Genomic DNA, 25,956 nt, shown 5'->3' with positions numbered 1-25,956 from the left:
CGTCATAATCTCCGGGATATAGTGCGTATGACAATGGGTAAAGGTATTTTATGAAGGATACAGAAGGTTTGCTGAAGGATACCCCATTGAGTGAAGCCTGTTCTGATAGTGCTCCGGTTACGGTTGAGCAACAGGAACAGATTCTGGCATTTCAGCAGTCTATTTTTAACGAGGTTATGAGTGGGCAGTCTGTTGTCAAAGTTCTGGATCATTTATGTTTATTAGCAGAGCAGCTTCTGCCTAACGCTGTTGCATCTTTTATGGTGCGGGATATCCCTTCGAATAGCCTCCAGATCTTATCGGCACCCAGTGTACCTGTTGAAGGGCGTACAGCTTTGTCCGGGCTTCAGATCGGCCCAGGTAGTGGCTCTTGTGGTAACGCGGTACTGTGTAATGAGGCCGTTTATGTGCAAGATACCTTCACGGATGACCGTTGGCGGGATTTGCGCCAGTTAGCTTATGATTTTAATCTTTGTGCCTGTTGGTCGTTACCGGTCAGAAATATCTCTGGTGAGGCAATAGGTAGTTTTGCACTGTCCTCTTTTGAGCACCGCTTGCCCTCTGTCTTTCATAAAAGAATACTTAAGATTGGGGCTGATATGGCAGGGCTCACTCTGGCGCGACAGCAACAGGATGAGCATATGGCGGAGCAGAACCGGCGTTTACAGCTGTTAGGCCATGCTCTAGAAAGCGCTTCTGAAGGTATTGTGATCACCGATGCGAACAATCGGATTTTGGACGCTAATCCTTATTTCGAGAAAATAACAGGCTATAGCTGTGATGAGGTTGTTGGTCTTGATCCTATTCTACTGTCATCTGATAAAGATAATGCGGATGTTTATGACGAAATGTGGCATGGCCTTCTTACCCACAATCATTGGAGCGGTGAAGTCGTTAACCGACGTAAAGATGGTTCGTTATCGCCCCAGTGGTTGAGTATCAGTGTCGTGCGTGATGGCGCTGGAAAGGTGCAGAACTATATCGGAATTTTTACGGATCTGAGTGACATCAGAAAAGAGTGTGATCGTGATCTGGTGGCTCTGACCACAGATGCTTTGACAGGTTTACCCAATAAGAGTCAGTTACAGGAAGCGCTGAATCACTGCCATGGGGATAGCGCTCTTTTGGTGCTTAATGTTAACAATTTCAGTCTGATCAACTCTGCGTATGGGCTGGACTTTGCGGATCGTCTTCTGGCTGCCATTACTCAAAGGCTGCAGCGTGTGTTGGCGGGTGCCCGGATCTACCGGCTAAATGCTGATGAATTTGCCGTCCATTATGAAAAAGATGTTTTTCTGAAAGCGATTTTTAATAAAATCCGGGAAAGTTTTTTTCTGCAGCAAATCCAGGTTGATAGTCTTAATTTCAATATCAGTTTTTCATATGGCGGTGCCGTAGGGCATGACGACCTTATTCGTAAGGCATTGATGGCACTGAAAAAGGCGAAGCAGGGTGGTCGTGGTCGCTTCTACCTTTACGCGGATCAACGGGATGAACTGGAACAGCACCAGAGACTGGAGTATATGCAGTGGAATGCGCTGCTGCATCGGGCTTTGAATGAAGATTGTCTGGTGCCTTATTTTCAGGGGATTCGTGACAATCAAACCGGTAATATCAGTTATTATGAATGCTTGATTCGGATGCAGATTAATGGCCAGGTCTATGGCCCTTATCAGTTTTTAGAGCCTGCTAAACTGTCAGGTTTGCTACCGGTCATTACGCGTATTGTCATTGATAAAAGCTGTCAGGCGATGACATCGAACCGTTGTGAATTTGCCATTAATATTACAGAGGATGATCTGAGCCATCAGTACCTGGAGGCTTATCTGGCACAAAAGTGTGCTCAGTATGATATTGCTCCTGAGCGTATTACGTTAGAGATTCTGGAGGGGGTCAGTGCCGATGGTAAGAAAAACCATATCAAGCAGCTTGCAACTCTGAAGGCTAAAGGCTTCCGTCTTGCAATTGACGACTTTGGCACAGAGTATTCTAATTTTGAGCGGATTCTTGAGCTGGATGTGGATATCATCAAAATCGATGCTAAATATATCAAGTCCATTGACAGCGATAAGACCAGTTACGAAATTACCCGTGCAATTGTCTTTTTTGCTCAAAATGCGGGTATTCCTGTAGTGGCTGAGTTTGTTCATTCGGAATCTGTTCAGCAGGTGGTTGATTCGCTGGGAATTCGCTTTTCTCAGGGGTATCTGTTTAGTGAGCCCGCTCCGAATCTATAACGAAAGGTTATTCCTGATCTCTTATATCCCAAGCTTTTTATGGGGATACTCCAATTCTAAGACTCGATCGGCAATACGCTCAGCGTCTTCATCCTGATGGGTGACCAGAATCAGAGTTTTCCCCTGAGCCCTTGCTGTTGTTGCTGTCCAGTGAGCAGCTTTGCGTCGGGTGTGCTGATCCAGCTCTGCAAAAGGCTCATCCAGCAGAATCAGAGGTTCTGGTCTGAGCAGTGTTCGGATCAGTCCGATACGCTGGCGCTGCCCGCCTGATAGTTCTGACGGTTGTTTATCCAGCTGATCGGCTACATCCAGTGCCGTAGCAGCTTCTTCCAGCTGTTGTCGTGATGGCGGTATCTTAAAGCCCAGTTTCAGATTATCGAGGACGCTCAGGTGTTCAAACAGGTTGTGATCCTGAAAAAGCATACTGACAGGCCGTTGTTGGGCCGAGAGACTCAGAAGGTCCTTACCCTGCCAGAGTACTCGTCCGCTTTTAGCGGTTTCGAAACCCGCTAAGGTATTCAGTAGTGTGCTTTTGCCAACCCCGCTGCGCCCCTGAATGGCCAGGCATTCACCGGCAGCCAGCTGAAGACTGTATTGCAGTCTATAGCCATCCAGTATAACCGCCAGCTGATCCACAAGTAGTCCCTGAGTCTCTGATGCAGCACTGTGCGTGGGGTTGGTATCTGTTCCGCTCAGATTGATCGTCTCAGTCATTTTTTTGGGTCCTGGTCATCTTGTCAGAGGCAGAAGTGGTTGTTTGTGTCTTCTGGTGACGCTCGAACATAAAAACCAGAAGTGCGCAGATTGCCAGTAAAAGCAAAGAGGCCAAGGCTGCCTCTGCCATACGGTAGCTACCCGCGTAACCATAAATCAGCCAGGGGAGTGTGGCGAAGGTGTTATCACCAAAAATAGAGAAAACCGCAACATCGCCAAGTGCCAGTAGCAGGGCCAGGGCAAAACTTCCTTTGGCCACTGAGCGAATGAAAGGCCAGATAACACTGAATTGATCTGAAATACTTAGTTTAAGATTGGCACTTAATCGCCCGTATTGCAGGTCGAACTGCAGCAGCCGGGGTTTAAGCTGGGCAATAACAAAGGGCAGCAGCAGCACGCTATTGATCAATATCAGCCAGCACATTCCCCAGTGATCTAAATCGATTCTTGGTAGCAGCAGAATATAGAGGCCGGTCGATAGCACCATGGCTGGGGCTACTAATGTATGTGTCGCCAGCCACTGAAGTACAACACGCTGATTCTCAAGACGATTCAGGCTGGCGCGTCTGATCGGTATAAGCAGCAGCCAGGCCAGAAGCATCGCCAGTATTGCAGCAGCAAAGCCCAGCAGTAATGAGAAAAAGGCCGCCTGAAGCAGTCCGTGCAGGTCAATATTGCTGAGTTTTGCTTCACTTACTGTTGGCAGCAGTGCCAGTAATGGCAGTAATAAAGCGCTCCAGCTGAGGTAGTAAAAAATACGGTGCAGATGTTGGCTCAGTTTCCCCAGCGCTGGTTGCCAGTGTTGGCTGCTGGTATCTGCGCTTAGCCAGTTGAGCTTTCCCATTCGGGCGATGAGCGCAAAGATCAGTCCGGCCAGTGTAAATTGCAGCCAGGCCAGAGTCAGAGCCTCGCTTAAGTTGAAGTCATATTTTAAAGCCTGATAGATGGCAACTTCTAACGTGGTCGAGCCGGGGCCGCCTCCCAGAGCTAATACGACGGCAAAGCTGTTAAAGCAGAGTACAAAAATAAACCCCAGCAGCATTAAAAGACTGGGTTTGATGGCGGGCCACTCAACATGGGTGAATTGCTGCCAGCGACTGAATCTGAGCTGACGGGCCAGTCGCCAACTGGTATCTGGGATATGCGCCATTTGCTGGCTCAGCACCCGTACTGCCAGTGGTGTATTGAGATAAATATGGGCGATAAGAATGCCATTCAGCCCATAGAGGTTCCAGTCATTCGGTAGAATAGGAGTGATAAGGCCTGTGCGCCCCATCAGAGAAACCAGACCGGTAATCAGTACCAGCGTTGGCATGACAAAGCTCAGCAGGCAAAGACTCAGAAAGGCTCTTTTGGCTACCAGTTGTGGCATAAAGTGCAGCGCTCTGGCCACAGGTAGCGCTAAGGCGACGGACAGTATGGCACTCAACCCTGCCTGCTTTAGTGAGAACCCCAGAATCTGCAGAATATAAGGGTCTGTCAGAAGTCCTGCTTGTAAGTGAGCGCCATCAAAGCCGATCAGACCATAAAAGGCCAGAGTGGTTATCAGTATGACCAGGCTGTAGGCGACAACAGCAGCCGACTTTAGCCATCGGCTGTCTGAGATATGTGTCATGTCGCTTTTCCGGTGGGCTACTGGCTGGCAGCCTGGCGCCATTCACGCAACCATTGATTACGGTTATTGGCCAGTTGCTCTGGTGTGAAGCCTATGGTCTTAGGCTGTATCAATTGGTCGAATGCTTCAGGCAATTCTGCATTCTCAATAACCGGTAGCATCCAGTTTGTGACTGGGATGATCTTCTGAGCTTCCGGTGAGATCAGAAAGTTCAGGAACTGATTAGCCAATTCGGGCTGATCGCTATAGCGGCTGATGGCGGCCACCTCGGTCTGGGCAATATGGCCCTCTTTAAATAGTGCTGCTTTATATTGGCTCTTTCCTTCCGCGATGAGGTGGTAAGCCGGAGAGGTGGTGTAACTGAGTACGTAGTCACTGCCACCTTCAAGAAACATGCTGTAGGCTTCCCACCAGCCTTTGGTTACGGTAACCGTATGACCTGCCAGCTTTTGCCATTGAACCGGTGCACTGTCGCCGTAAACGGCTTTCATCCAGGTCATTAAGCCCTGCCCTGGTGTACTGGTACGAGGGTCCTGGTAGATCACCTGAGCATCTGACTGAATGAGTTCTTCCAGAGATGTGACGGGTTCTGGGATCTTGTCGCTGTCATAAATAAACGCGAAATAACCGTAATCGAAAGGCACGAAGTGCTTATCTGACCAGTTCAGGTGAGCGGATAATCCTGATACGTCAGTATTGTGTTGTTGGGTAAGGCCTAGCTGGCGAGTTGTTTCGATCAGGGCGTTATCAAGACCCAGAAGCACATCGGCTTTAGTTTTTTTGCCTTCAATTCGGGCACGGTTCAGAATACTGACACCATCTTCTACGGCGATAAACTTGAGGTTGCATTCACAGTTAGCCTCAAAGGCTTTTTGTAACTGTGGCCCCGGCCCCCACTCAGAAATAAAAGAATCATAGGTGTAAACAGTGAGTTCTGGCTTATCGGCAGCCTGTGCCTGCGAAAAGAACAGGAGAGCGGCTGTTGCAATCAGCATATTGCTGATGCGGATTTTGAATGTCTGGAGTGTAACTCGACCCATGACGTACTTTCCTTCTTGAGGGAACAAGACTAAAGAGGTTGTGAACCGGATTGACAGGAAGCAACAAACAGCAAGGCATAAACCTATTCGGTAAGCTTATGATCCGCGTTGTTTCTTATCCAATATGGTTATATTTGGGTATGCCGTCAGCCATTCTTTATTGCGTGCAGATCACTTGTTGCCCACACTAACCTGGTGACACATTCACACTGGTGCTGCAGGTATATTGAGACTGTGCTGTCAGTGCATGCATCTGAAATAATAAACAGGTGCGGAATACCGTACTGATCACCACCTGACCGGATCGGATTTAATGCCGTGAATCATATCGGAAACTTGTTGGACTCGCTATGCACAACGCTATTTTTGAACAGGTTAATCAGCAACTGAACTCTAAGGTGCACTGGATGCCTTTGAGTCAGCTTGGCACCAGCAACTGGTTGTATAAAGGCAGTAATGGTCGACAGGTTCTCGTTTTACGTATTAATGCTTCAGATGAGTTGGTTTTTGGTGTCTCCCGTGAACGCGAGGCTTGTGTGTTGCAGCAGTTGGCGGATTGCGATTGGGCGATGTCCGTTATCTGTAATCGCCCGGATTTGGGGTGGTGTGTTATGCGCCACCATGGATTGGGGCTTGGGCCAGAGGCGCTGCCTGATCCCTTGGCTCAGCATTTGCTTCGGGCGATTGAGTCTCTCCAACAGCTGCCTTTACCGGAGGCTGAGTTGCGTCAGGTTGCTCTTATCAGCTACCCCAGTTTGTTTCAGGCTTATCAACGATGCTTAAATCGTGAGACTGATCCGGTGAGCTGGCTTGAGTTGCTTAACCGATTGGTGCAGTTGTTTACTTCATTACCTGAAGTCCCTGAAAGCTATACTCATCATGATCTGCACCCCGGAAACTGTTGCTGGCAGGATGGCCGGCTGGTGCTGATTGATTGGGAGTATGCAGGAATTGGAAATCCCTGGTTTGATGCTGCGGGTTTATATCGCTACTGCGGCATTGATGTGCAATTAATTCATCGATTGCCCGCTTTCTGTCATCTGTCTCCTTCGATGTTTGAACTGGGGCTGCAGCAGGCACAGGATGCAATGCTGATTTTGGAGCGCCTTTGGTACAAAGTACGTGGCTGATCATTATTAGACAGACTTTATTAAGGCTAACTGACTGGTTGAACAGTATTTTTGGCTTTTCCGATCCCAGAAAAAATATCTTTGTGCTATAATGATTAGGTATGTAAGTAATTTCCTATCTCGGTTTTTCTGTGCTTTTCTTCTATCTTAATGACTTTGTAAGCATCACTATCCATGTCTCTACATGGCTGCTTCTGGGTACAGAGCTTTTAAGTAGCCGTCACAGTACAGAAGCCAAATACTTATTGAGAAGGCTAAATTCATGAGTGATAAAAACGATATTATGACTCCTGATGGTGAGGTTAATCCGATTAATACGGATTACCAGATCGGTCAGGATAATGTCGCGCTACAAATCGGGCCGTTTGGTCTCGATATCCACAACCGGGTCTTTATGATCTCCGGTCTTACCATTGTTGCTTTTGTACTGCTGACGTTAATGTTCCAGGCTCAGGTTGCCCCTGTATTTGGTTCAATACGCAGTTGGTTAACCACCAATCTGGACTGGTTTTTCATCAGTGCCGGAAACATTTTTGTTCTGATCTGCTTGTTTCTGATCTTCTCACCACTGGGCAAAGTACGATTAGGTGGAACAGAAGCGACACCGGATTACACTTATGCTGGTTGGTTTGCGATGCTGTTCGCTGCCGGCATGGGTATCGGCCTGATGTTTTATGGTGTGTCTGAGCCTATGTCTCACTTCGCATCATCGATGGGCGGTATCAGCATGGAGAATGGCGTGCGTACCGACTGGGCTCCTTTGGGGGGCGCGGCAGGTGATGCTGAGGCGGCGGCATCTTTGGGTATGGCTGCAACGATTTATCACTGGGGACTTCACCCGTGGGCAATCTATGCGATTCTTGCCTTAGGGTTGGCGCTGTTCTCCTTCAATAAAGGCTTGCCTTTGACGATGCGCTCCGTTTTTTACCCTCTTCTGGGTGAACGTGTTTGGGGCTGGCCAGGTCATATCATCGATATTCTGGCGGTATTTGCGACCCTGTTCGGTTTAGCAACGTCTTTAGGGCTTGGGGCATCTCAGGCTGGCGCGGGTCTGAACTATCTGTTTGATGTGCCGATGGGATCGACGACTAATGTGTTGTTGGTTATCGGTATTACCGGTCTGGCAATGATCTCAGTACTGGCAGGTCTGGACGCTGGTGTTAAACGCCTGTCTGAGATCAATATGGTTCTGGCTGCATTGTTGCTTCTTTTTGTCATTTTTGTTGGCCCAACCCTTGCGATTCTGACCGGTTTCTTCAGTAATCTGGTTTCTTATGTACAGCACTTGCCTGCACTGGCCAATCCTGTGGGCCGTGAAGATGCTAACTTTGCTTCTGGCTGGACTGCTTTCTACTGGGCATGGTGGATCTCCTGGTCTCCTTTTGTTGGTATGTTTATCGCCCGCGTTTCCCGTGGCCGTACTGTGCGTGAGTTTATGATCTCTGTACTGCTGATTCCTTCTCTGGCTTGCGTACTTTGGATGACTGCTTTTGGCGGTACTGCGATCAGTCAGCTGGTGAACGATGGTTATCAGGCGGTTAGTCAGGCAGATCTGCCGATCAAACTTTTCCTGATGCTGGATGTGTTGCCACTGTCAGAGATCACCTCTTTAATTGCTATTGTGCTGGTGATTGTGTTCTTTGTAACATCCTCTGATTCAGGTTCCCTGGTTATTGATGCTATTTCTGCCGGTGGTAAAGTGGATTCACCTAAGCCGCAGCGTATCTTCTGGTGTACCTTTGAAGGACTGGTCGCGATTGCTCTGATTCTGGGTGGTGGTTTGACTGCCCTGCAGGCGATGGCCGTATCCACTGGCTTGCCATTCACTTTTGTGCTTCTGGTTGCCTCTGTATCGGTTCTTAAAGGTTTGGCGTCAGAGCCAAAGAGCGTTTAAACTTCGTTAAGTTTCAGATCGCTTGATAAAAAGGGTAGGGCGCATTGCGTTCCTACCCTTTTTTCGTTTGTAATCGAATTATTGTATTCGCGACGACTTAAGCTCAGAAAATATCAGTATGCTGTACCCGGAGGTGAGAAATGGAAGTTGAACAGGTTGAGGTTTATGAGTTCCTGCGTCGCTTTGTGCCGTTTAAAAATCTGCCTGAGTCGACGTTGGCTGCCCTGAGCAGGCAGGTCGAGATCTCCTATTACAAGGCCGATACTCAAATTCTAGAGGTAGGGGATGCCGTATCGGATCTTTGTATTGTGCGCAGCGGTGCCGTTGAGATCTATCGACGGAACGGCGAGCTATACAACCGGATGAGCGAAGGAGGCCTGTTTGCCTATCAGAGTTTGCTTATGCAGCAGAAAGTCCGCTTTCCCGTTAAAGCGATTGAAGATTGTCTGATCTACTTTATTCCGGAAGCGGCGTTCCGTTCACTGTTCGATGAGCATGAAGAGTTTGCAGATTTTTTTGAAGTTGGTGACCAGTCAAGATTGCGACAGGCTGTATCCCGACGGGAAGATGCGAACGAACTCCTGACCTCACGTATTACAGCTCTGATAAGCCGGGAGCCGGTTTTGATTTCCAGTGCAGCGACGGTCCAGCAGGCTGCTGAGTTGATGACCGGTGAGGGGGTATCCTCGTTGCTGATCCTGCAGACTGAAGCCAGTGACCCGAATGAATCGGAGGAAAGCTTTGACCGTCGTCAGGCTCTGGTATCGGCTTCCGATGGTAGTGAGCACAAGGTTTGCGGCATCATAACGGACCGGGATCTGCGTACTCGGGTTGTCTCTCAAGGGTTGCCTTTTGATACACCAGTAGAAGAGATTATGTCTCAAGGGTTGGTGATGATTAACAGTGATGAGTACGTCTTTGAGGCGATGCTCACCATGTTAAGAACGAATGTGCACCACCTGCCTGTACTAAAAAAAGGTCGGCCTATTGGCGTTATTGCCCTGTCGGATCTGGTGCGTTACGAGTCCCGTAATAGTCTGTTTGTGGTCAGTAGTATTTTTCGGCAGCAAACAGTTGAGGAATTGGCATCACTATATGGCGATGTCCAGGCAAGTTTTGTACGTATGGTGAATGAAGATGCGAACTCCCGCATGGTTGGATCTGCCATGGCGGTTATTGGTCGTAGCTTTAAACAGCGGTTACTTGAACTAGGGGAGGAAAAATTTGGGCCTCCTCCAGTGCCTTATTGTTTTATGGCTCTTGGCTCCATGGCGCGGGATGAGCAGCTGATTGTTACCGATCAGGATAACGCTATGATTCTGGATGATAGCTTTGATCCTAAACTGCATGATGAGTATTTCAGAGAGTTGGCAACTTTCGTTAGCGATGGACTGGCTGCTTGTGGGTACAGTTACTGCACCGGTGATGTAATGGCAACAAACCGTCAATGGCGTCAGCCAAAATCGGTTTGGGAGCAATATTTTATCGACTGGATCGACAATCCGACACCTGAATCTCTGCTGAACAGTAATATCTTTTTTGACCTTGATGGTGTCTGGGGGCGAACGGAGTGGGCCGATCAGCTTCAGGCCCTGATCAGTCGCCGGGCTCGCCGTAGTCAGCGCTTTCTTGCCTGTATGGCACGCAATGCTCTGAATCGTACACCACCTCTGGGCTTTTTTAAGACCTTTGTGATGGAACAGGATGGTCAGCATAAAAACTCGATTAACCTGAAGCGCCGGGGAACAGCACCACTGGCGGATCTGATTCGGGTTCATGCTTTGGCCGTAGGCTCCAGAGCGCAGAATTCATTTGATCGTCTGGATGATGTCATTGAAGCTGAAATTCTTCCGCCTGGGCGTGGGCCGGATCTTAGAGATGCGATGGAGTTTATCTCCCGGGTACGTATTCGTCATCAGGCTCTGGATATTGAGGCTGAGCAAGAGCCGGATAATAATATTGAGCCTGAGAATATGTCCCACTTTGAGCGACGTAACCTGAAAGAGGCGTTCCAGATTCTCAGTGACGCTCAGAAGTTTTTGAAATTCCGTTATCAACCTAACCGGGCGAATTAACTGATGTTCCATCTGATACCCAAGGAGAAGGCAAAGGTTCAGCCGGAATGGCCGGAGCGATTTCGTCAGCTGGCAGAGCAGGCAAAGCACCCGTTACTGAAGAGTTTCTATGCGGCTGGCTGTATCTCCCCGGATACACCTCTGGCACAAGTGCCCTTCGTTGCGATGGATTTTGAAACCACGGGATTAAACCCACAAAAAAATGGCATTGTCAGTATAGGTCTCGTGCCTTTTACGCTGAAGCGAATTTACTGCAACCAGTCGCAGCACTGGATACTGGATCCCGGAAAGCCGCTGTATGAAGAGTCTGTCGTGATTCACGGTATTACCCATTCTGATATTGATGAAGCACCTGATCTTAGACGCATTCTTCCTCAGTTGCTGGAGGCTCTGAAGGGACGAGTGGCCGTTGTTCATCACCGCGGAATTGAACAGCCGTTTCTCAGTGCAGCCCTTAAGGCCCGGTTGGGGGAAGGCGTTATATTTCCGGTGGTTGATACGATGGAACTGGAAGCCCGGTTACACCGACATCACCCCTTGGGTTGGTTTGCACGCCTGCTGGGCAAAAGGCCGGTATCGATTCGTCTGGCAGATAGTCGTACCCGTTACAATCTGCCTTTTTATGCTCCGCATCATGCTCTGACCGATGCATTGGCCTCTGCTGAATTGCTTCAGGCACAGGTTGCAGACCGTTTTAGCCCTGATGATCCGATCAATCTTATCTGGCATTGATGCCTGAATTCAGGGTGTGCTCTGTAGCCCTTTAGTACAGGTAAACACGACGGGCCTGATATTCTTCTTTGACGGAGCAGAAGCACATGGCCCACCCAAAGAGGGGTATCTGCTCCTTTGCGTGTTCCCCGTATTATTTTGTCTACTCTATCTTCCGGCGGCGGCTTTTGGTTCTCTCATTGTCGGATATTTACTGATAAGAAGGCACTTACCCTATGCGTGATTTACAGTCCTGTATCAACATCGATGACCTTGCAAAGCTTGCGGCGAAGAAGGTGCCGACTCCGGTTTATGATTATGTTGAAGGTGGGGCTGATGATGAAGTGACTCTGAGTCGGAACTGTACTGGCTTTCAACGTTATCAGATTATCCCTCGTGCTTTGCAGGATGTAAGTCGTATTGATACCCACACCCGTATTATGGGGTGTGAGGCAAGTCAGCCTTTTTATATTTCGGCCACGGGTTTTTCCGGAATGATGTGCCCGAAGGATGCTGAGTTAGCCGGTGCAAGGGCAGCCAGTCGGTTTGGTGTACCTTATACAGCGTCAACGTTTTCAAACCGCTCTCTGGAGCAGATTTCAGCCAGCAGCGAAGGTGATAAATTTTTTCAGGTTTATGTGCTGGATGATGATCAACTGGCTTCAGATCTGAACCTTCGTGCTCAGGCTGCAGGTTTTAAAGCCATGGTACTGACGATCGATACTATTGTCGGCGGCAACCGTGAGCGGGATGCTCGAAGTGGTCTTAGTATTCCGCCAACTCTGACGCTTAAATCGACCTTACAGTTCATGATGCGCCCTAAGTGGTTGCTGCAGTATCTGAAAAGCGAAGGGGCGAATATGGGGAATTTTCCGAAAATGCCAAAAGTGTCCCTGGGAGACTCCCATGCCTTTGTTGAAGCGATGAGCAAACTGTTCAAAAAGGATCTTACCTGGGAGGATGCTCGCAGAATGAATGAACAATGGAATGGCCCTTTTGCCATTAAAGGTATTATGTCAGCGGCTGATGCGGTTAAAGCCAAAGAGATAGGTGCCAATGCTGTGATTTTGTCGAATCACGGCGGCCGGCAGCTGGATGGAACTCCGGCCCCCATTGAGCTCGTACAGGAGGTGCGTGAGGCAGTAGGCCCTGATATGGAAATTATCGTCGATGGTGGCATTCGTCGTGGCACTGATGTATTCAAGGCTCTGGCATTAGGGGCTAATGCCTGCAGTCTGGGACGAGCCTATGTCCGTGGCCTTTCCGCAGGTGGTGAAGAAGGGGTGACCCGCGCCCTGACACTGCTGAAATCTGAATTTGAACGTTGCATGATTCTGGCGGGCTGTTCTTCTATTGAACAGATCGGGCCGGAGCATATTCGCAAAGCCCTCTGATCTTCTGCTGCAGAGTTGAGTGGGTGTATTTTTTTGCAGGCGTTTTTTCGCTTTTTGATCCAATGTTATTCATCGCGGTTGACTGGACGGCAACCTCTGACTCAGGTAAGTTTGTAACCTGATGTTACAGGTGTCATAAGATATCTGTCCCGATTTGAGCGATGGATCTTCTATGGCACTGCTCCGCAAAAATATATGGACACTCTACACACTGCTGTTTGCCGGTAGTTTGCTATTTCTGATCTTCATCTCCTATTACCGCTGGCTCAACATCCAGGATGCTTATCTGACTAAGCAGGAGAACTTGGTGGAGCTGGTGAGTAATGCCAGTCATTCTCTATTTGTAAATCAGGAAGTTATCCTTGATGTACTCGGTTCAGAGTTAACAAAAGATCCGGCCTTTCTGCAAAGTGTTAAAAAACAGCCGGTACTGGACCAGGTGCTGGACCTGAATCCGGCGATTGTCGGCTTTGGTCTGGCAACACCTGACGGCAGACTGACATTTATTAGTTCTAACCTGAACCCCAGCCGCTTACCCAATTTACTGCAGCAGGAGTCCAGCCGGGATTCTTTTAAACTCGCTCTGACGTCAGACTCTATGGTGCTGGGACGCACCTACTTTATGACGGCGCTGAATGAGTGGGTCATTCCTATTCGAAAAGCGATCAGGGATGAGCGCGGTTATGTTATTGCGGTTATGACGGCGGGCTTACGCATTAAAGGCGCTTCCCGCTTTTTCAGTGGCGCTATTCATATGGATGAGTCGAACCGGGTCTCTCTGATTCGTGCCGTTGACCGCTATCCCCAATATCATTCCTCTGAAGGGCCTGGGATGAACCTGAGCTATGATGGTCCTATCCGAAGCGACCTGATACAGGAAGCGATCAATAGTCTGTTGCAACGATCCGGCAAGTCAATGGATTACCTGAAGGACTCAGAAAGTATGGGCTCTTTTCAGATAAACACCCGCCAATGGAAAAGTGTGGGTGTTGCCCGTTTTGATAAGACATATCAGCTTTGGACTGTGTCAGAGGTAAAGCTTCGTAAGTTATTGGATGACTTTATTGAGAGCTTTCTGATCTACGCTCTGCTGTTTCTGATCGGGCAGGTTGTGATTTATCAGCTGTTCAAACTGATTGCTAAAGCTGAGGATAAGCGTCGTCAGGACCTGATCCATCAGGCCAGTCACGACCCCCTGACACAGTTGCCTAATCGCAGTTATCTTCTGATGCATAAAGATGACTGGCTGGCGCAGGACAATCCCGGCTTTAGTGTACTTTTTGTCGATATGGACCACTTTAAGAGCGTGAACGACAGCTTTGGTCATGAATTTGGTGATGAGGTTCTGAAAGAGTTGGCGCAGCGTCTGCGTGAAACCACCCCTGAGCGCACCACCCTTATTCGCCAGGGAGGTGATGAGTTCCTTGTCTTTGTTCGGGAACATGAAGACGAATCCCTTCTGTCGATAGCCCGAGGTATTATCGCTTCACTTTCCCACCCTTATCAGGTTGAAGGTATTAATTTTACTTTGGGAGCCAGTATCGGCATTGCAAAATATCCGCTGCATGGCACTGATCTTGACAGCTTGCTGCGTGCGTCAGATATTGCCATGTACGAAGCCAAGAAACACAAGAACAGTGTACGTATTTTTGCTGATGAGATGCAAAGTGGCTATCTGCAAAAGCTGGTCGTTGAACAGCAGTTACGCAAAGGGCTGGATAATCATGAGCTCTTCATGGTCTATCAGCCCCAGGTTGATTATAGCGGTAAGCTATATGGTGTTGAGGCACTGGCCCGTTGGCAGAGTGAAGAGCTAGGTTTTGTGCCGCCGGATCAGTTTATCTCTATAGCGGAGGCATCAGGTCTTATGCCTCGCTTAGGGGAGTTTGTATTACGTCGGTCCTTAAGTGAAATAAAACACCTGCAGCAGGAAACCGGGCTTGAGTTCCATCTCTCGATCAATGTTTCTGTGCGCCAGTTTATGCAGGCAAACTTTATGGCTTTGCTACTGGATACCATTGATGATGCCGGGCTCAGTAAGGTTTTTGTTTGCCTGGAGATCACCGAGAGTCTGTTTATTGAAGATCTGGATTATATTCTTCCTCTGTTGAATCAAATTCATGATATAGGTATACAGATCTCTATGGATGATTTTGGTACCGGTTATTCCTCCCTGAGCATGTTGCGTGCTCTGCCGGTGGATGAGCTGAAAATTGATAAAAGCTTTGTCGATAATATTCTTAATGACGATGCAGCCCGGAAAATGGTGCAGAATATTATCGCTATTGGGAAGAACTATGAGATGGCAGTGCTTGCAGAGGGCGTAGAAACTCAGGAGCAGGCCGATATACTATCCCGTTTCGGTTGTGATCGCTTTCAGGGGTATTACTATTCCCGTCCTTTGAAGCCAGAGGATCTGAAAGTGTTTCTTGATCGCTATAGCACACGATTGCCTAGCAGGCCGGTCTCATAAGCGATGGCGATCGCCTGGGGTTTGTTTTCGGCCTTGAGCTTTTTCATTAAAGCCTTCAGGTAGGTTCGAACGGTCTCCGGTTGCAGGGCGAGAATAGCCGCCGTTTCTGCTGCGGATTTCCCCTTTGCAGCCCAATAAAGGCACTCCTTTTCCCGCCTGGAAAGCAATCCAGCGTGGCTCTCCCGGTTCCGTAGTTGTGAAAACTCTGGTTGCAGGCAGATATGCGCCAGACGGTGAGTGCTGTACAGCAGGTTTGCTTGAGTCTGCTCTGATAGTGGTGCTGGTTTTGGATGGCTGCGATGGGACAAGCAGGATAGCGCGACATATTCCCGGCCGGGAAAGTGTACCGGCGTGACGCAGAGCTCCTGAAAGCCATAGTCAAACAGGGCGCTCAGCCAACGCTGGTCAGCCAGTGTCAGGTTCTCACTCCATTTCTCCGGCTCTGCCAGATCAAAGCGTTGAGGCAGAGTATGCTGCAGGGTGTGCTTCCAGGTTGGTGACAGACGGTGGCTTAAGGGGTTGTCTTCACTATGTTCAGTGTGCTCCCGCCACTGCTTCAGCCAACGCAGGTTATCATTACCAACGGTTACCAATGGATACACCTGCCCTGGTGTCCGGTTAGGCAGTTCGCCTACGGGAGCGTAAATCAGGCTTGCCGTATCAAAACCGATGCCGATTACCAATTCCTGCAGGGCTTCACGGATTGCAATCAAACTATCCAGCTGCTGCCAGTCCGGCTGATCAGTATAGTACAGGTAGCGAGCATCATTGTTTTTCATATCCTGTGATGACATTAGCGACTTATCCCCTGTTCCTGAAGGCAGTTACGAACCACAGTGCGTAACCAGTGTATTCCAGGATCATCATCTTTCCGGTTCTCCCAGATCTGGCACACATAAAGCGGATCAAATTCGATTGGCATCTGATATGTTTTCAGGGACGATTTCGGACAGATCAGCTCTGCACCATATTCGGTTATCACGGTGATCATGTTGGTGCCGGTCAGAATTGCCGGAAGAGTCGCAATATAGGGGGTTTTAACCACAACCTTGCGCTGCATCCCCAGAGAGATTAGTTTTCTGTTGACCAGAATGGGTTCATCTTCCCTGTGAGAAAGGGCAACATGGGAAGGTGTCAGAAATTCATCAAGGCTCAGGGCTTCTTTTTTGCCATAGATGGTTTCATCTCCTACGCATACCAGATGATCTTCATAAAGCATTTCATAGCAGGTTCCCTGTGGCAGGTATTCAAATTGGGAGATTGCCAGATCCAGTTCCTGATCCTGCAGCAGTTTGTAGGCCATTTCCGGGCTGGATATTTTGGTGTAGAGAATATTAAAGCTGATACCAGGGGCCTGTTCATTTACCGCTCGGACCAGATAGGGGACGAGTTCGCTGATCATGAAGTCAGTGATACCTATACGAAACTCACGCACCTCTTTTTCAGGGTTGAAGCTGTGACTACTGATGATGGCTTCATCCAGCTGTAACAGGCCGGTTTCAATACGTTGGAACAGTCGGTTAGCCAATGGCGTTGGCTGCATCCCTTCAGATGTTTTAATAAAGAGCTCATCGCTAAACTGGCTACGGAGTTTCTTCAGTGCATGGCTCATAGCGGGCTGGCTGAGGCTTATGCGGTTTGCAGCACGAGTCAGGTGGCGCTCCTGATAAAGGGCATGAAAAGCCACTAGCAGATTAAGGTTAACCCGGCTCAGGCGTTGACTCAGGTTGTGGCTATCCTGCATCAGCTGAAACACTCCTGTTCTGGCCAGAAGATGTTGGAGGAGCAAGGTGATAACAGGTATTCGTACACTTCTTTCATGATTTTCTGTCTGGGTGGTATATCTGCATGGATATTGTATCTGTGCCAGGTATCTGTGGGCTTGCCTAATCCGAATATATGCACACGCCAGTGTGCGTGACTATCTTCGGGATTGAATGAGTTCCCTTAATTAGGGGTATTTTCAGTATAAAATAAATGAATGACTACCTTACCAGCTCTCTGTTTTTCCGACTATAAAAAGGCCGTTTTATCCTCTGGTATTGATATTTTATTGCCTTTAAGGCCATTTGGCGGCCACAATAAAAATAAAATAATGATATTTTGCGAAAATATTTTCATTTTATCATTCTTTTTTAGAATGACTCTATTCTAATAAATAATTTTTTTACCGTTAGGGCAAGTTCTATTATCACGCCTACCTATATTTAGGTCTTTGACCCTACAAATGAGCTTTACCCGATGATCTCCTCCTGACGTAATAAAAGGATAGACACGAGGTGAGGCCATAAACGCTATGTCTGAATGACAGCAATCAGGAGCTGCACTATGACCTCTCAGGAGATCAACACATCTGTACCTGGCCAAATGGCCTCCTCTTGTTACGCGGATGCATCGGCCCGCACCTCTGTGATCATGCAGCTGAAAGCATTATTGGGCGAACAGCTTATTACCGCTCAGGCGGTGCGTGACCAGCATGGTCAGGGAGAAGATAGCTACGGTTGTAAAGCCCCCGATGCTGTGGTTATGGTGCGGTCTACTGAGGAAGTTGCCCAGGTATTGGCGCTTTGTCATCAGTATGCCATGCCTGTGGTTCCTTATGGTGCGGGCAGCTCTGTTGAAGGTCACTTGATGGCCCTGGAAGGTGGAATTTCTCTGGATCTTTCCGAGATGAACCAGATTCTTGAAACCCATGCTCAAGACCTGGACTGCCGGGTTCAGGCCGGGGTAACCCGCGAAGAACTGAATCAAGCGCTGCGTTATGACGGTATCTTCTTCCCGATTGATCCCGGCGCCAATGCCAGTATTGGCGGTATGGTGTCAACCCGGGCATCAGGTACTAACGCCGTACGTTACGGTACGATGCGGGAAAATGTGATAGGGCTGACGGTGGTTACACCGGATGGTCGTATCATTAAAACCGGTGGTCGTGCCCGTAAAAGCTCTGCCGGTTATGACCTGACCCATCTTTATACCGGCTCTGAAGGCACCCTGGGCGTCATTACTGAGATTCAGCTACGTTTGCATCCTATCCCTGATACGATTAAAGCGGCAACCTGCCAGTTTGATGATCTGCAAAGTGCTGTGGATACCGTAATCTCTGTGATGCAGTGCGCGATTCCCATTGCCCGTATTGAACTGCTGAATGAACTGCAGATGAAGGCCTGCATCAGTTACTCCAAGCTGGAGGGGTTTGAGCCGAAAACCACGTTGTTTTTTGAATTTCACGGTACAGCTGCCTCCGTTGCTGAGCAGGTGGAGTTGGTGGAAGAACTTGCCGCATCCATGGGTGGCAGTGCCTTTAGCTGGGCGGAAAGCACCGAAGCCCGTAATGCACTCTGGAAGGCACGCCACCAGGCCTACTTTGCTGGTCTGTCTTTACAGCCCGGAGCTTCGGTATTGACCACTGATGTGTGTGTGCCGGTTTCTCGCCTGGCAGAAGCCGTGCTGTTTGCTGAACAGGAAGCGGTCGCTTCCGGCCTGACTTGTCCGATTGTTGGTCACGTTGGGGACGGCAACTTCCATGTGTTGATTCTGTTCGATGAAAACGATGCTGAGCAGCAAGTCAGAGGTAAAGCACTGTCCAAAGCGATTGTGGCCAAAGCGCTGGAGCTGGAAGGCACCTGTACCGGCGAGCATGGCATCGGTTACGGCAAAAAAGGCTATCTGCTGGAGGAGCACGGTGAAGCTGTGGATCTGATGCGCAACCTCAAACTGGCATTGGACCCGAAAGGCATTATGAACCCGGGCAAGATTTTCGATCTTTGATGAACCTTATGGCAGCACCCTCTGCCTGAACCGGGCCGGAGCGCAGATACTATTCCTGTTCAGCGCCCCGGCCAAATAAAAAAAATCCTATAAAAATATGCAAATCCTACGAATGCTGGAGCAATAATCATGAGTCTGGAAAGACCAAACCCTGCGAAGAAATCTGTTTCAATTAAACCCTGGGCCAGAATCCTTGGCCTGGCCACTGTCATAGCACCTGCTGTCCTGACGGTCACAATGGCTGAAGCAGGTGATCGCCTGCTGCTGAAAACGCCCACGGCCTTTCCATCAAAGCTACCGGCGGTGGGTACACCGATTGTTAAGCTGGCCGATATACTTAACACCGCTAGTGGCGGTGCCGTGCGTATGAAAATTTATGAGCCGGGCAAACTGATTGCACCTTCTGAGATCTTAGGTGCGGTATCGGCGGGCAAGGTCAACTCTGGCTTTGCAGCTTCGGCTAACTGGCAAGGTAAGATGCCGGCTGCTGCTTTCTTTACCTCGGTGCCTTTTGGCCCGGAAGCCAGCGAATTTATGGCTTGGATGTACTATGGCAATGGGCGGAAACTGCATCAGGAGATGTACGACACCTTCGGTTATAACGTGCATGCGATACCGTGTGGCATGATTCCGCCGGAAACTTCTGGCTGGTTTGCAAAACCGATCAATACGGTTGAAGACCTGAAAGGCTTAAATATGCGCTTCTACGGTCTGGGTGCCAATGTAATGGATAAAATGGGTGTGGGTACAGTGCAGATTCCGCCGGCTGAGATTTTCAGTGCATTGGAAAAAGGTGCGATTGATGCGGCTGAGTTCTCCTTGCCACAGGTTGATCAAATGCTGGGCTTCCAGAAGATCGTTAAGTACAACTATTTCCCCGGCTGGCATCAGCAAACCTCCATGCAGGAGCTGTTGATCAACAAGAAAGTCTGGAACACGATGAATGAGCAGCAGCAGTCTCTGGTTGAGACCGCCTGTAAAGCCGTGGTGGCTGACTCTCTGGCGGAAGGCGAGGCTAAGCAATTTGAAGTGTTAGCCAGTGCCAAAAAGAACGGTGTTGAGATCCGTTACTGGAGTGATGAAATTCTGAGTGCCTATAATAATGCCTGGAATGAAGTGGTTGAAGAGCAGAGTGCAAAAAACGAGTTCTTCAAAAAGGTGTGGACTGATCTGGATAGCTTCCGTAAGCAGTATGATCTGTGGGAAAAACACGCCTTCCTGCCCCGTGATACCTCAGGTGCAGATCTTTAACCGAACGGTTAGCTATATAGGTGGCAACCCTCACTGGTTTTGACTTAACGGCCGCATGAAAGCGTTGCGCTGATAAATCAGCTCCGTGAAATTGGCTGGTGTTTTCTGAACACCGGCTTTTTTTGTTCTGAGTTCTGTATTTTCTTTCGGCCTTGCCTTATGTTGTCTGCTGATGATTTGAGCTACCTGCTTTTACGGTAAGTCACTGTTTTTATAAGTACGGTTTTCAGGAGAGATTTATGTCTGCAATTCAGATTCGGCCCGCAACCCGCGAGGATGTCACCCGTATCTTCGAAATGATTGTTGAGTTGGCGGTATATGAAAAGGCCCCTGATGAGGTGAAAACCAATCCGGATCAGCTGGAACTGGCGCTGTTCGGAGACGACCCAAAGGCCTTCAGTCTGATCTGTGAAGTGGATGGCGAGATGGCGGGTTACGCGATCTACTTTTATAACTTCTCTACCTGGCTCGGCCAGTACGGCATTTTTCTGGAAGATCTTTATATCACACCTAAATTCCGTGGCTGTGGTGCTGGTAAAGCCCTGTTGAAACACCTGGCACAGAAGGCAGTGGCAGAAAACTGCGGTCGGTTTGAGTGGAATGTTCTGGACTGGAATAAACCTGCCATCGACTTTTACGAATCTTTCGAAGCTAAGCCGCAAAGTGAGTGGGTTGGGTATCGTTTAACAGGTGATGCACTGAAACTGTTTGCAACGGAATAAGGGTTCGAAGAGGTGCGGACAAGTCCGCACCCCGATACTAAGTATTTTGCTTAGCCTTCTACATCCAGCAGGAAGCCGGTTTCCTGCGATTCATTGCTGGTTAGCAGACTTTTTAATGCTTCAAAGTCGATACCATCTTCAGTGAATACCGCAGACGTGGCTTCTTCGCCATATTCCTCAAGCAATTTAGTCTCAAGTTCTTCCGTTGATGCCATACCTTGTGGTGGCGGTGGTGGCATACCACCCATTCCACCTTGTGGTTGGCCTCCTGGCCCCTGAGGCGCATTCTCTGCCAGTAGGTTTGTCAGAGCGTCCATGTCGAGAGAACCATCATCGGCAACAATCGATGATGCCTCTTCGCCAAAGCGTTCTGTCAGGTTTTCAACCAGACTATCCAGCTCAATATCGCCATCCTCAATGGATTGCGATATACGTCCTGCCAGTTCCTCCGGAGATGGTGGTTTGCGCATCTCCTGCATCTGGTTTTGTCCAACACTCTGAACACCATTAATACTCATAGGTCACTCCTTTTATTGAGTGTTTTGGGAATGGGTCATTGTTTCGTCAATTAACTGTATCCGCTCAGAGCTTGCCGCTTCTTTCGTCGCAGCAGCTACTGCCCGGCAATAACTAAAGAGCAAGGTTGATGCCTATTTCTATTGAAGAAACAAAGGTTTAGCTCTCTTATCACTACTTTTTTTTTCTTAACGTATCTTTACGGTGTAAAGATTAAATGCGCTTTCTTTACAAATCGGTGCTGATATTTTCGGCTACTGACTTACTATCAGGTATAAAAAAAGCGGCATTAAGTTGCCGCTTTTTCATATGATATTTCAGGGTTCAGGATTAAGAGGCTTCCATTGGTGCAGGACGCATCTTCTTGTGGTGCCGATGTTCACCCTTAGATCCTTTTGGCCCTTTATCCCCCATGAACTGGCGCATCTCTTCCATTAACTCTAGTTTGCTACGCTGCTCCTGGGATAGTAGAAGATAGATCTCCTGACGTAGCGTTGCACGGTCTTGTATCCGCTCTGCCATTTTCTTTTGGGCATTTTCAATCAGATCAGTCACTTTGTTTTCGTAGTTTTTATCGGTTGGATCAAGTTGGTGAAGTGCTCGCTGTAGAGTGCGGGGGGAACGGTTTTCGCCCCGTTCTTCCTTATGTTGCGCGAACAGAGATTTTATTTTGTCAGTTTGCGCATCGCTGAGTTTCAGAAAACGTTTCATCTTTTTAAGACGGTGTTCTGCGTGTTGCTCCTGACACTGCTCTTTATCGCATTTAACACGCTGATGATCACCCTGCTTTTTACCGGGGTGAGCGGCAACCGTGGCGCTTAAGGTTAACGCGACCAATGTGGAACCCAGCAGGGCGAAGGTTTTTTTGCTTTTCATATTCTTCAGAAGTGTCATAAAGGGTATCTCCATCTGATGTTTATTCTTCCGTTTTTGGAAGTCGTTTTCGATGAAGTGAGTATGATCTTTTACCACGCAAAGTTGTGACAATGAGGTGTAAAGTTAGGTAAAACTCCATCCAGAAAGGAATACAGCTCCTTACGTCAAAGGCCAAAGACAGTATCATTGCCCGTAAGATACTACTTAGAGATGCACCGCTGAGGTAACACGATGTCTAACGAACGATTATTACTGGTTGATGATGATAAAGAGTTATGTAGCCTGCTGATGGAGTACCTGAGCGCAGAGGGTTATCAGGTTGATGCTGCCTACGGTGCTGAGCAAGCGATTGATATGTTACAGGGTCAGCGCTATAGCCTGATGGTGCTTGATATTATGATGCCGGGTACTACAGGTCTTGAGTTGCTGCAACAGATTCGCCCCAGTCATAAGCTGCCTGTGATTATGCTGACAGGACGTGGTGATGAGATTGACCGTATTCTGGGGCTTGAGATGGGAGCGGATGATTATCTGGGTAAGCCCTGCAACCCCCGCGAGTTGCTGGCCCGTATTCGGGCGGTGTTACGGCGCAGTGCAGCTCCGGCTCCGGTGGAGGGGCGACTAACGGATGAAGCTGTCGTTATTGGGCCGATCAGTGTGAACCCATCAACCCGGGAGGCAAAGGTATCCGGTGAGTTGCTGGAATTGACCAGCGCAGAGTTCAATGTACTGACTTATCTGATGCAGCACGCCGGACAGGTTCTGAGTAAAGAGCAGTTAACCCGTTGGGTTCTGCACCGTGAGCTGACGGCCTATGACAGAGCTATTGATGTGCATGTCAGCCGGGTACGTCAGAAGTTAGTACCGCACTTTAGTGGCTCAGGCAGAGATAAAATAGATGGTAAAGAACTGATAAAAACAGTGCGTGGACAGGGATACATCTTTGTTTATACCGGCCAGCAAGGTCAGGATTAACAGATTATGAGATGGCTAAATACGCTGTTCTGGAAAATCTTTCTTACTATTTGGTTGGTCAGTGCTCTGGGGATGGCAGGAGTCTTTCTGATTGTTGCTAACAGTAACGATGAGGATCGTTGGCGACACCTGATTAAATCCCAGTTTAAGCACCAGGCGCTTGAGCTGATCGAACTCTATGAGGACTCGCAGAAAAACATCGAGGCTAAAAGTTATGGCAACCTCCTAGATAACCCCTTACAGGATTCACCGGCCTGGGTCTTGCCGCGTAATCGGTTTGAACGTCAGGATTTTGCGGTACTTGATCATCGGAGAGATAGGCGGCCACCGGTCTGGTTGTATGAAATGGATGTTGAGCATAAGCGTTTAGGGACACAGATAACAGGCCACCGAAGGCCACCGCCACGGGACTCTTTTACCATTAAATTAAAGTCTGAGAGCGGGAGGCAATATCGCCTGTTAACCGATATTCCATTACCCCTGAAACATAAAGAGCGTTTTACCGGTTACCTATTCTCTATTCAGATGGTACTGATATTGGCTGTTGCAGCTCTGTCAGCCTTAATTCTCAGCGTTGTACTGGTCAGGCCGATTCGGCAGCTCAGTGAATATGTTAAGCAGATCTATCGTCATGGTGATCTCAGTGCCCGGGCCTCGGCAAAGCTCAGTCAGCGCAAGGATGAGATTGGGGATCTGACCCGGGAATTTGACCAGATGGCAGATTATGTTGAAAGCACCCTGAAAAACCAGCAGCGCTTACTGCAGGATGTCTCCCATGAACTTCGTGCCCCCATGGCCCGTCTCCAGGTTAGTGCTGGTCTGGCTGAGCAGCAACTGGGGGAGGGAAGTTCTCTGGCACAGCGTATTAATCGAGAGTGCGAGCGCCTTGATGGTCTGATTGCCGAGATTCTTTCATACAGCCGTCTGGAAAGTGCCCATAAAGAAGGGGATCGTTTCTCGGTCAAAGGGTTGTTTGATGAGCTGGTTAGTGATCTCAGATTCAGTCAGCCGGATCGGCCTGTTCAGATTCAGATAGAACCGGAAACACTGCATCTGACATTAAACCGGGATCTGTTGGCCCGGGCTCTCAGAAATGGTATCGGCAACGCCCTCAAGTACACTCCGGAGGATAGTCTGCTGGAGCTTTCTGCCCATCAGGAAAGAGGCAGGTTGCTGATCCGGCTTCGGGACCATGGTGACGGCATCGGTGATGACTTGCTGAAGGAGCTTTTTACACCTTTTGTAAGAGGCTCTGGCGGTCACGGTGATGGTTATGGCCTCGGTATGAGTATCGCCCGTCGGGCTATTGAGCGGCTGGGTGGTAGGCTTGAAGCGGAAAATCATCCTGAAGGTGGTTTGCAGTTATCGATCCGGCTGCGGGGTTAGCACAAGCGAACCACAAAAAGGGGCGGATGCTTTTATAAGCATCCGCCCCTTTGTTTGTGGATCAGCTTGCTGGCCGGGTTACATAGACTAAGGAATTCTCAGTTCTTCAGCGCCAGATAGGCACCGGCGCTCATCATAATGCCTCCAGCGCTCTTGTTCAGGCGGTTTACTGATTGCTCCGAGCGCAGCATCTTACTGGCCCAGGCGGCAAAGGCCGCGATGAGCATTAGACCTGCTAACAAGGCGACAAAAGTCAGCACCGAGGCCAGCCCGATATCCTGAGCGGTCAGTACGGTCAGATCCATAAAGGTTGGTAAAAAGGCGATATAGAAGAGGATCACTTTAGGGTTGGAGGCTGAGATCAGAAAGCCCTGAATAAATCCTGCGACGATTCCCTGATTCGTTCCGGCATTGCCCTGCTGGCTCAGATCCGGCTTGCTGGTGAACATTTTGTATCCCAGATAGAGCAGGTAGGCGGCCCCCACATAACGGATAATTGTAAACAATCCACCCCAATGCTCTGCAACGGCGGCCAAACCCAGGCAGGCCAGGACCAGATAGACAATATCACTGGCAATCATGCCTACAGCTATCGGCAGGCAGCTACGTGCACCAAACATCATACCTCTGGCCAGAATAGCAAAGACCCCCGGTCCCGGAGTGATACCAAAGATAAAGAGTGCGATAAAAAATGTCAGAGCACTTTCAAATGACATGACCTGTTCCTTGAGGTAAAAAAGACTGAGTAACGAATAGCAGGATACGGCGCTGCCTGTGAGCTGCAGTCAATATTTATCTGTTTATTTTCGGGTGCAATACTGTGATTGTAAAGGATGTTTCTGGGTGATTGTAAAGGATGTCCCTGATCGGAGATCATTTTTTTGTGCGCTGCAGCCTTGTTCTCCGTCGGGCAAAAAAGACCCACAGGACGGAACAATTTGTCAGATGGGTGCTATCTATTAAATACAAGGGTGGATCGCTACGACTTTAGAGGTAATATTCGCCCAATTGATAAGTTATTTACTAATTTTAGCTCAAGACTTTTCAGTCAGAATCCGTATAATTCTGCGCCATCCACGGGGAATTGTAGACAAAATGTCTCATTAATTATCTGATCCTGTAGATGGTTCATGTGTACCCTCGACGATAACTAAAAAGGGATATCCAGAGACTCTGCCC

The 25,956-nt window shown here is 48.7% G+C and carries 20 protein-coding genes; 12 read left to right on the top strand and 8 right to left on the bottom strand.

Annotation, left to right across the window (positions count from 1 at the left end; genetic code table 11):
* The first annotated feature begins 50 nt into the window (after positions 1 to 50).
* On the top strand, positions 51 to 2,237 hold the full coding sequence (locus ACN0R8_RS07445; protein ID WP_417596460.1) for an EAL domain-containing protein: 2,187 nt from the start codon (positions 51 to 53) through the stop codon (positions 2,235 to 2,237).
* Between the two features lie 21 nt (positions 2,238 to 2,258).
* Here ACN0R8_RS07445 and ACN0R8_RS07440 read toward each other — a convergent pair whose 3' ends face one another.
* The 3 genes from ACN0R8_RS07440 to thiB are packed head-to-tail and all read right to left on the bottom strand — an operon-like array spanning position 2,259 to position 5,606.
* Positions 2,259 to 2,951, bottom strand: a complete 693-nt coding sequence (locus ACN0R8_RS07440; RefSeq protein ID WP_417596459.1) for an ATP-binding cassette domain-containing protein — start codon at positions 2,949 to 2,951, stop codon at positions 2,259 to 2,261.
* Positions 2,944 to 4,566, bottom strand: coding sequence for an ABC transporter permease subunit (locus tag ACN0R8_RS07435; protein WP_417596458.1), 1,623 nt, complete (start codon positions 4,564 to 4,566; stop codon positions 2,944 to 2,946). The genes ACN0R8_RS07440 and ACN0R8_RS07435 overlap by 8 nt, the downstream gene beginning before the upstream one ends.
* A gap of 17 nt (positions 4,567 to 4,583) precedes the next feature.
* Positions 4,584 to 5,606 (bottom strand): thiamine ABC transporter substrate binding subunit, encoded by a 1,023-nt coding sequence (thiB, locus tag ACN0R8_RS07430; protein ID WP_417596457.1) that lies wholly within the window; start codon positions 5,604 to 5,606, stop codon positions 4,584 to 4,586.
* 350 nt (positions 5,607 to 5,956) lie between these two features.
* On the opposite strand from thiB, the gene ACN0R8_RS07425 reads away from it, so the two are divergent.
* The 6 genes from ACN0R8_RS07425 to ACN0R8_RS07400 all read left to right on the top strand — a co-directional run bounded on the left by ACN0R8_RS07425 (position 5,957) and on the right by ACN0R8_RS07400 (position 15,283).
* Positions 5,957 to 6,736: a phosphotransferase family protein gene (locus tag ACN0R8_RS07425; RefSeq protein WP_417596456.1), complete on the top strand. Its 780-nt coding sequence runs from the start codon at positions 5,957 to 5,959 to the stop codon at positions 6,734 to 6,736.
* Positions 6,737 to 6,998: 262 nt separating this feature from the next.
* Complete coding sequence (locus ACN0R8_RS07420; RefSeq protein ID WP_417596455.1) at positions 6,999 to 8,630, top strand: BCCT family transporter; 1,632 nt, start codon at positions 6,999 to 7,001, stop codon at positions 8,628 to 8,630.
* Between the two features lie 140 nt (positions 8,631 to 8,770).
* A complete protein-coding gene (locus tag ACN0R8_RS07415; protein ID WP_417596454.1) occupies positions 8,771 to 10,705 on the top strand; it encodes a putative nucleotidyltransferase substrate binding domain-containing protein in 1,935 nt (644 codons plus the stop codon).
* 3 nt (positions 10,706 to 10,708) lie between these two features.
* Positions 10,709 to 11,437, top strand: coding sequence for a 3'-5' exonuclease (locus ACN0R8_RS07410; RefSeq protein WP_417596453.1), 729 nt, complete (start codon positions 10,709 to 10,711; stop codon positions 11,435 to 11,437).
* Between the two features lie 215 nt (positions 11,438 to 11,652).
* Positions 11,653 to 12,810: an alpha-hydroxy acid oxidase gene (locus tag ACN0R8_RS07405; RefSeq protein ID WP_417596452.1), complete on the top strand. Its 1,158-nt coding sequence runs from the start codon at positions 11,653 to 11,655 to the stop codon at positions 12,808 to 12,810.
* A gap of 172 nt (positions 12,811 to 12,982) precedes the next feature.
* Positions 12,983 to 15,283, top strand: coding sequence for a putative bifunctional diguanylate cyclase/phosphodiesterase (locus ACN0R8_RS07400; protein WP_417596451.1), 2,301 nt, complete (start codon positions 12,983 to 12,985; stop codon positions 15,281 to 15,283).
* Here the strand turns inward: ACN0R8_RS07400 and ACN0R8_RS07395 are convergent.
* On the bottom strand, positions 15,247 to 16,077 hold the full coding sequence (locus ACN0R8_RS07395) for a response regulator transcription factor (protein ID WP_417596450.1): 831 nt from the start codon (positions 16,075 to 16,077) through the stop codon (positions 15,247 to 15,249). The genes ACN0R8_RS07400 and ACN0R8_RS07395 overlap by 37 nt on opposite strands.
* Positions 16,077 to 17,027: a LysR family transcriptional regulator gene (locus ACN0R8_RS07390; RefSeq protein WP_417596449.1), complete on the bottom strand. Its 951-nt coding sequence runs from the start codon at positions 17,025 to 17,027 to the stop codon at positions 16,077 to 16,079. The genes ACN0R8_RS07395 and ACN0R8_RS07390 overlap by 1 nt, the downstream gene beginning before the upstream one ends.
* A 584-nt stretch (positions 17,028 to 17,611) precedes the next feature.
* On the opposite strand from ACN0R8_RS07390, the gene ACN0R8_RS07385 reads away from it, so the two are divergent.
* From ACN0R8_RS07385 to ACN0R8_RS07375, 3 genes are all read left to right on the top strand, one after another.
* Entirely contained in the window at positions 17,612 to 19,051 is a 1,440-nt protein-coding gene (locus ACN0R8_RS07385; protein WP_417596448.1) for an FAD-binding oxidoreductase, read from the top strand.
* Between the two features lie 129 nt (positions 19,052 to 19,180).
* The gene (locus ACN0R8_RS07380; RefSeq protein ID WP_417596447.1) at positions 19,181 to 20,302 is read left to right on the top strand and encodes a TRAP transporter substrate-binding protein; all 1,122 of its coding nucleotides are present in this window, start codon (positions 19,181 to 19,183) and stop codon (positions 20,300 to 20,302) included.
* 239 nt (positions 20,303 to 20,541) lie between these two features.
* Positions 20,542 to 21,024 carry a GNAT family N-acetyltransferase gene (locus ACN0R8_RS07375; protein ID WP_417596446.1) on the top strand — a complete coding sequence of 161 codons (483 nt, stop codon included), beginning with the start codon at positions 20,542 to 20,544 and terminating at the stop codon, positions 21,022 to 21,024.
* A gap of 50 nt (positions 21,025 to 21,074) precedes the next feature.
* Here the strand turns inward: ACN0R8_RS07375 and ACN0R8_RS07370 are convergent, their stop codons facing one another.
* Together ACN0R8_RS07370 and ACN0R8_RS07365 are read right to left on the bottom strand one after the other, a co-directional pair.
* A complete protein-coding gene (locus ACN0R8_RS07370) occupies positions 21,075 to 21,542 on the bottom strand; it encodes a hypothetical protein (protein WP_417596445.1) in 468 nt (155 codons plus the stop codon).
* 328 nt (positions 21,543 to 21,870) lie between these two features.
* Positions 21,871 to 22,434 (bottom strand): Spy/CpxP family protein refolding chaperone, encoded by a 564-nt coding sequence (locus ACN0R8_RS07365; protein WP_417596444.1) that lies wholly within the window; start codon positions 22,432 to 22,434, stop codon positions 21,871 to 21,873.
* A gap of 213 nt (positions 22,435 to 22,647) precedes the next feature.
* Here ACN0R8_RS07365 and ACN0R8_RS07360 point away from each other — a divergent pair, with 213 nt between their 5' ends.
* Together ACN0R8_RS07360 and ACN0R8_RS07355 are read left to right on the top strand one after the other, a co-directional pair.
* A complete protein-coding gene (locus tag ACN0R8_RS07360; protein WP_417596443.1) occupies positions 22,648 to 23,391 on the top strand; it encodes a response regulator in 744 nt (247 codons plus the stop codon).
* Positions 23,392 to 23,397: 6 nt separating this feature from the next.
* Positions 23,398 to 24,777 carry a sensor histidine kinase gene (locus tag ACN0R8_RS07355; protein WP_417596442.1) on the top strand — a complete coding sequence of 460 codons (1,380 nt, stop codon included), beginning with the start codon at positions 23,398 to 23,400 and terminating at the stop codon, positions 24,775 to 24,777.
* A 98-nt stretch (positions 24,778 to 24,875) separates the two neighbouring features.
* On the opposite strand, the gene ACN0R8_RS07350 is transcribed toward ACN0R8_RS07355, so the two are convergent.
* Positions 24,876 to 25,493, bottom strand: a complete 618-nt coding sequence (locus ACN0R8_RS07350) for a LysE family translocator (RefSeq protein ID WP_417596441.1) — start codon at positions 25,491 to 25,493, stop codon at positions 24,876 to 24,878.
* Between the last annotated feature and the right edge of the window lie 463 nt (positions 25,494 to 25,956).

It is taken from the genome of Oceanospirillum sp. (assembly GCF_048265165.1).
GTDB lineage: Bacteria > Pseudomonadota > Gammaproteobacteria > Pseudomonadales > Halomonadaceae > Oceanospirillum.
The sequence above is the reverse complement of the archived record's forward strand: the minus strand, read 5'-3'. Positions and strand labels throughout refer to the sequence as shown.

What these genes read in the sequence shown, in the direction of transcription:
- ACN0R8_RS07445 (WP_417596460.1), top strand. Translation starts at nt 51, where the DNA reads ATGAAGGATACAGAAGGTTTGCTGAAGGATACCCCATTGAGTGAAGCC.
- ACN0R8_RS07440 (WP_417596459.1), bottom strand. Translation starts at nt 2,951, where the DNA reads ATGACTGAGACGATCAATCTGAGCGGAACAGATACCAACCCCACGCAC.
- ACN0R8_RS07435 (WP_417596458.1), bottom strand. Translation starts at nt 4,566, where the DNA reads ATGACACATATCTCAGACAGCCGATGGCTAAAGTCGGCTGCTGTTGTC.
- thiB (WP_417596457.1), bottom strand. Translation starts at nt 5,606, where the DNA reads ATGGGTCGAGTTACACTCCAGACATTCAAAATCCGCATCAGCAATATG.
- ACN0R8_RS07425 (WP_417596456.1), top strand. Translation starts at nt 5,957, where the DNA reads ATGCACAACGCTATTTTTGAACAGGTTAATCAGCAACTGAACTCTAAG.
- ACN0R8_RS07420 (WP_417596455.1), top strand. Translation starts at nt 6,999, where the DNA reads ATGAGTGATAAAAACGATATTATGACTCCTGATGGTGAGGTTAATCCG.
- ACN0R8_RS07415 (WP_417596454.1), top strand. Translation starts at nt 8,771, where the DNA reads ATGGAAGTTGAACAGGTTGAGGTTTATGAGTTCCTGCGTCGCTTTGTG.
- ACN0R8_RS07410 (WP_417596453.1), top strand. Translation starts at nt 10,709, where the DNA reads ATGTTCCATCTGATACCCAAGGAGAAGGCAAAGGTTCAGCCGGAATGG.
- ACN0R8_RS07405 (WP_417596452.1), top strand. Translation starts at nt 11,653, where the DNA reads ATGCGTGATTTACAGTCCTGTATCAACATCGATGACCTTGCAAAGCTT.
- ACN0R8_RS07400 (WP_417596451.1), top strand. Translation starts at nt 12,983, where the DNA reads ATGGCACTGCTCCGCAAAAATATATGGACACTCTACACACTGCTGTTT.
- ACN0R8_RS07395 (WP_417596450.1), bottom strand. Translation starts at nt 16,077, where the DNA reads ATGTCATCACAGGATATGAAAAACAATGATGCTCGCTACCTGTACTAT.
- ACN0R8_RS07390 (WP_417596449.1), bottom strand. Translation starts at nt 17,027, where the DNA reads ATGCAGGATAGCCACAACCTGAGTCAACGCCTGAGCCGGGTTAACCTT.
- ACN0R8_RS07385 (WP_417596448.1), top strand. Translation starts at nt 17,612, where the DNA reads ATGACCTCTCAGGAGATCAACACATCTGTACCTGGCCAAATGGCCTCC.
- ACN0R8_RS07380 (WP_417596447.1), top strand. Translation starts at nt 19,181, where the DNA reads ATGAGTCTGGAAAGACCAAACCCTGCGAAGAAATCTGTTTCAATTAAA.
- ACN0R8_RS07375 (WP_417596446.1), top strand. Translation starts at nt 20,542, where the DNA reads ATGTCTGCAATTCAGATTCGGCCCGCAACCCGCGAGGATGTCACCCGT.
- ACN0R8_RS07370 (WP_417596445.1), bottom strand. Translation starts at nt 21,542, where the DNA reads ATGAGTATTAATGGTGTTCAGAGTGTTGGACAAAACCAGATGCAGGAG.
- ACN0R8_RS07365 (WP_417596444.1), bottom strand. Translation starts at nt 22,434, where the DNA reads ATGACACTTCTGAAGAATATGAAAAGCAAAAAAACCTTCGCCCTGCTG.
- ACN0R8_RS07360 (WP_417596443.1), top strand. Translation starts at nt 22,648, where the DNA reads ATGTCTAACGAACGATTATTACTGGTTGATGATGATAAAGAGTTATGT.
- ACN0R8_RS07355 (WP_417596442.1), top strand. Translation starts at nt 23,398, where the DNA reads ATGAGATGGCTAAATACGCTGTTCTGGAAAATCTTTCTTACTATTTGG.
- ACN0R8_RS07350 (WP_417596441.1), bottom strand. Translation starts at nt 25,493, where the DNA reads ATGTCATTTGAAAGTGCTCTGACATTTTTTATCGCACTCTTTATCTTT.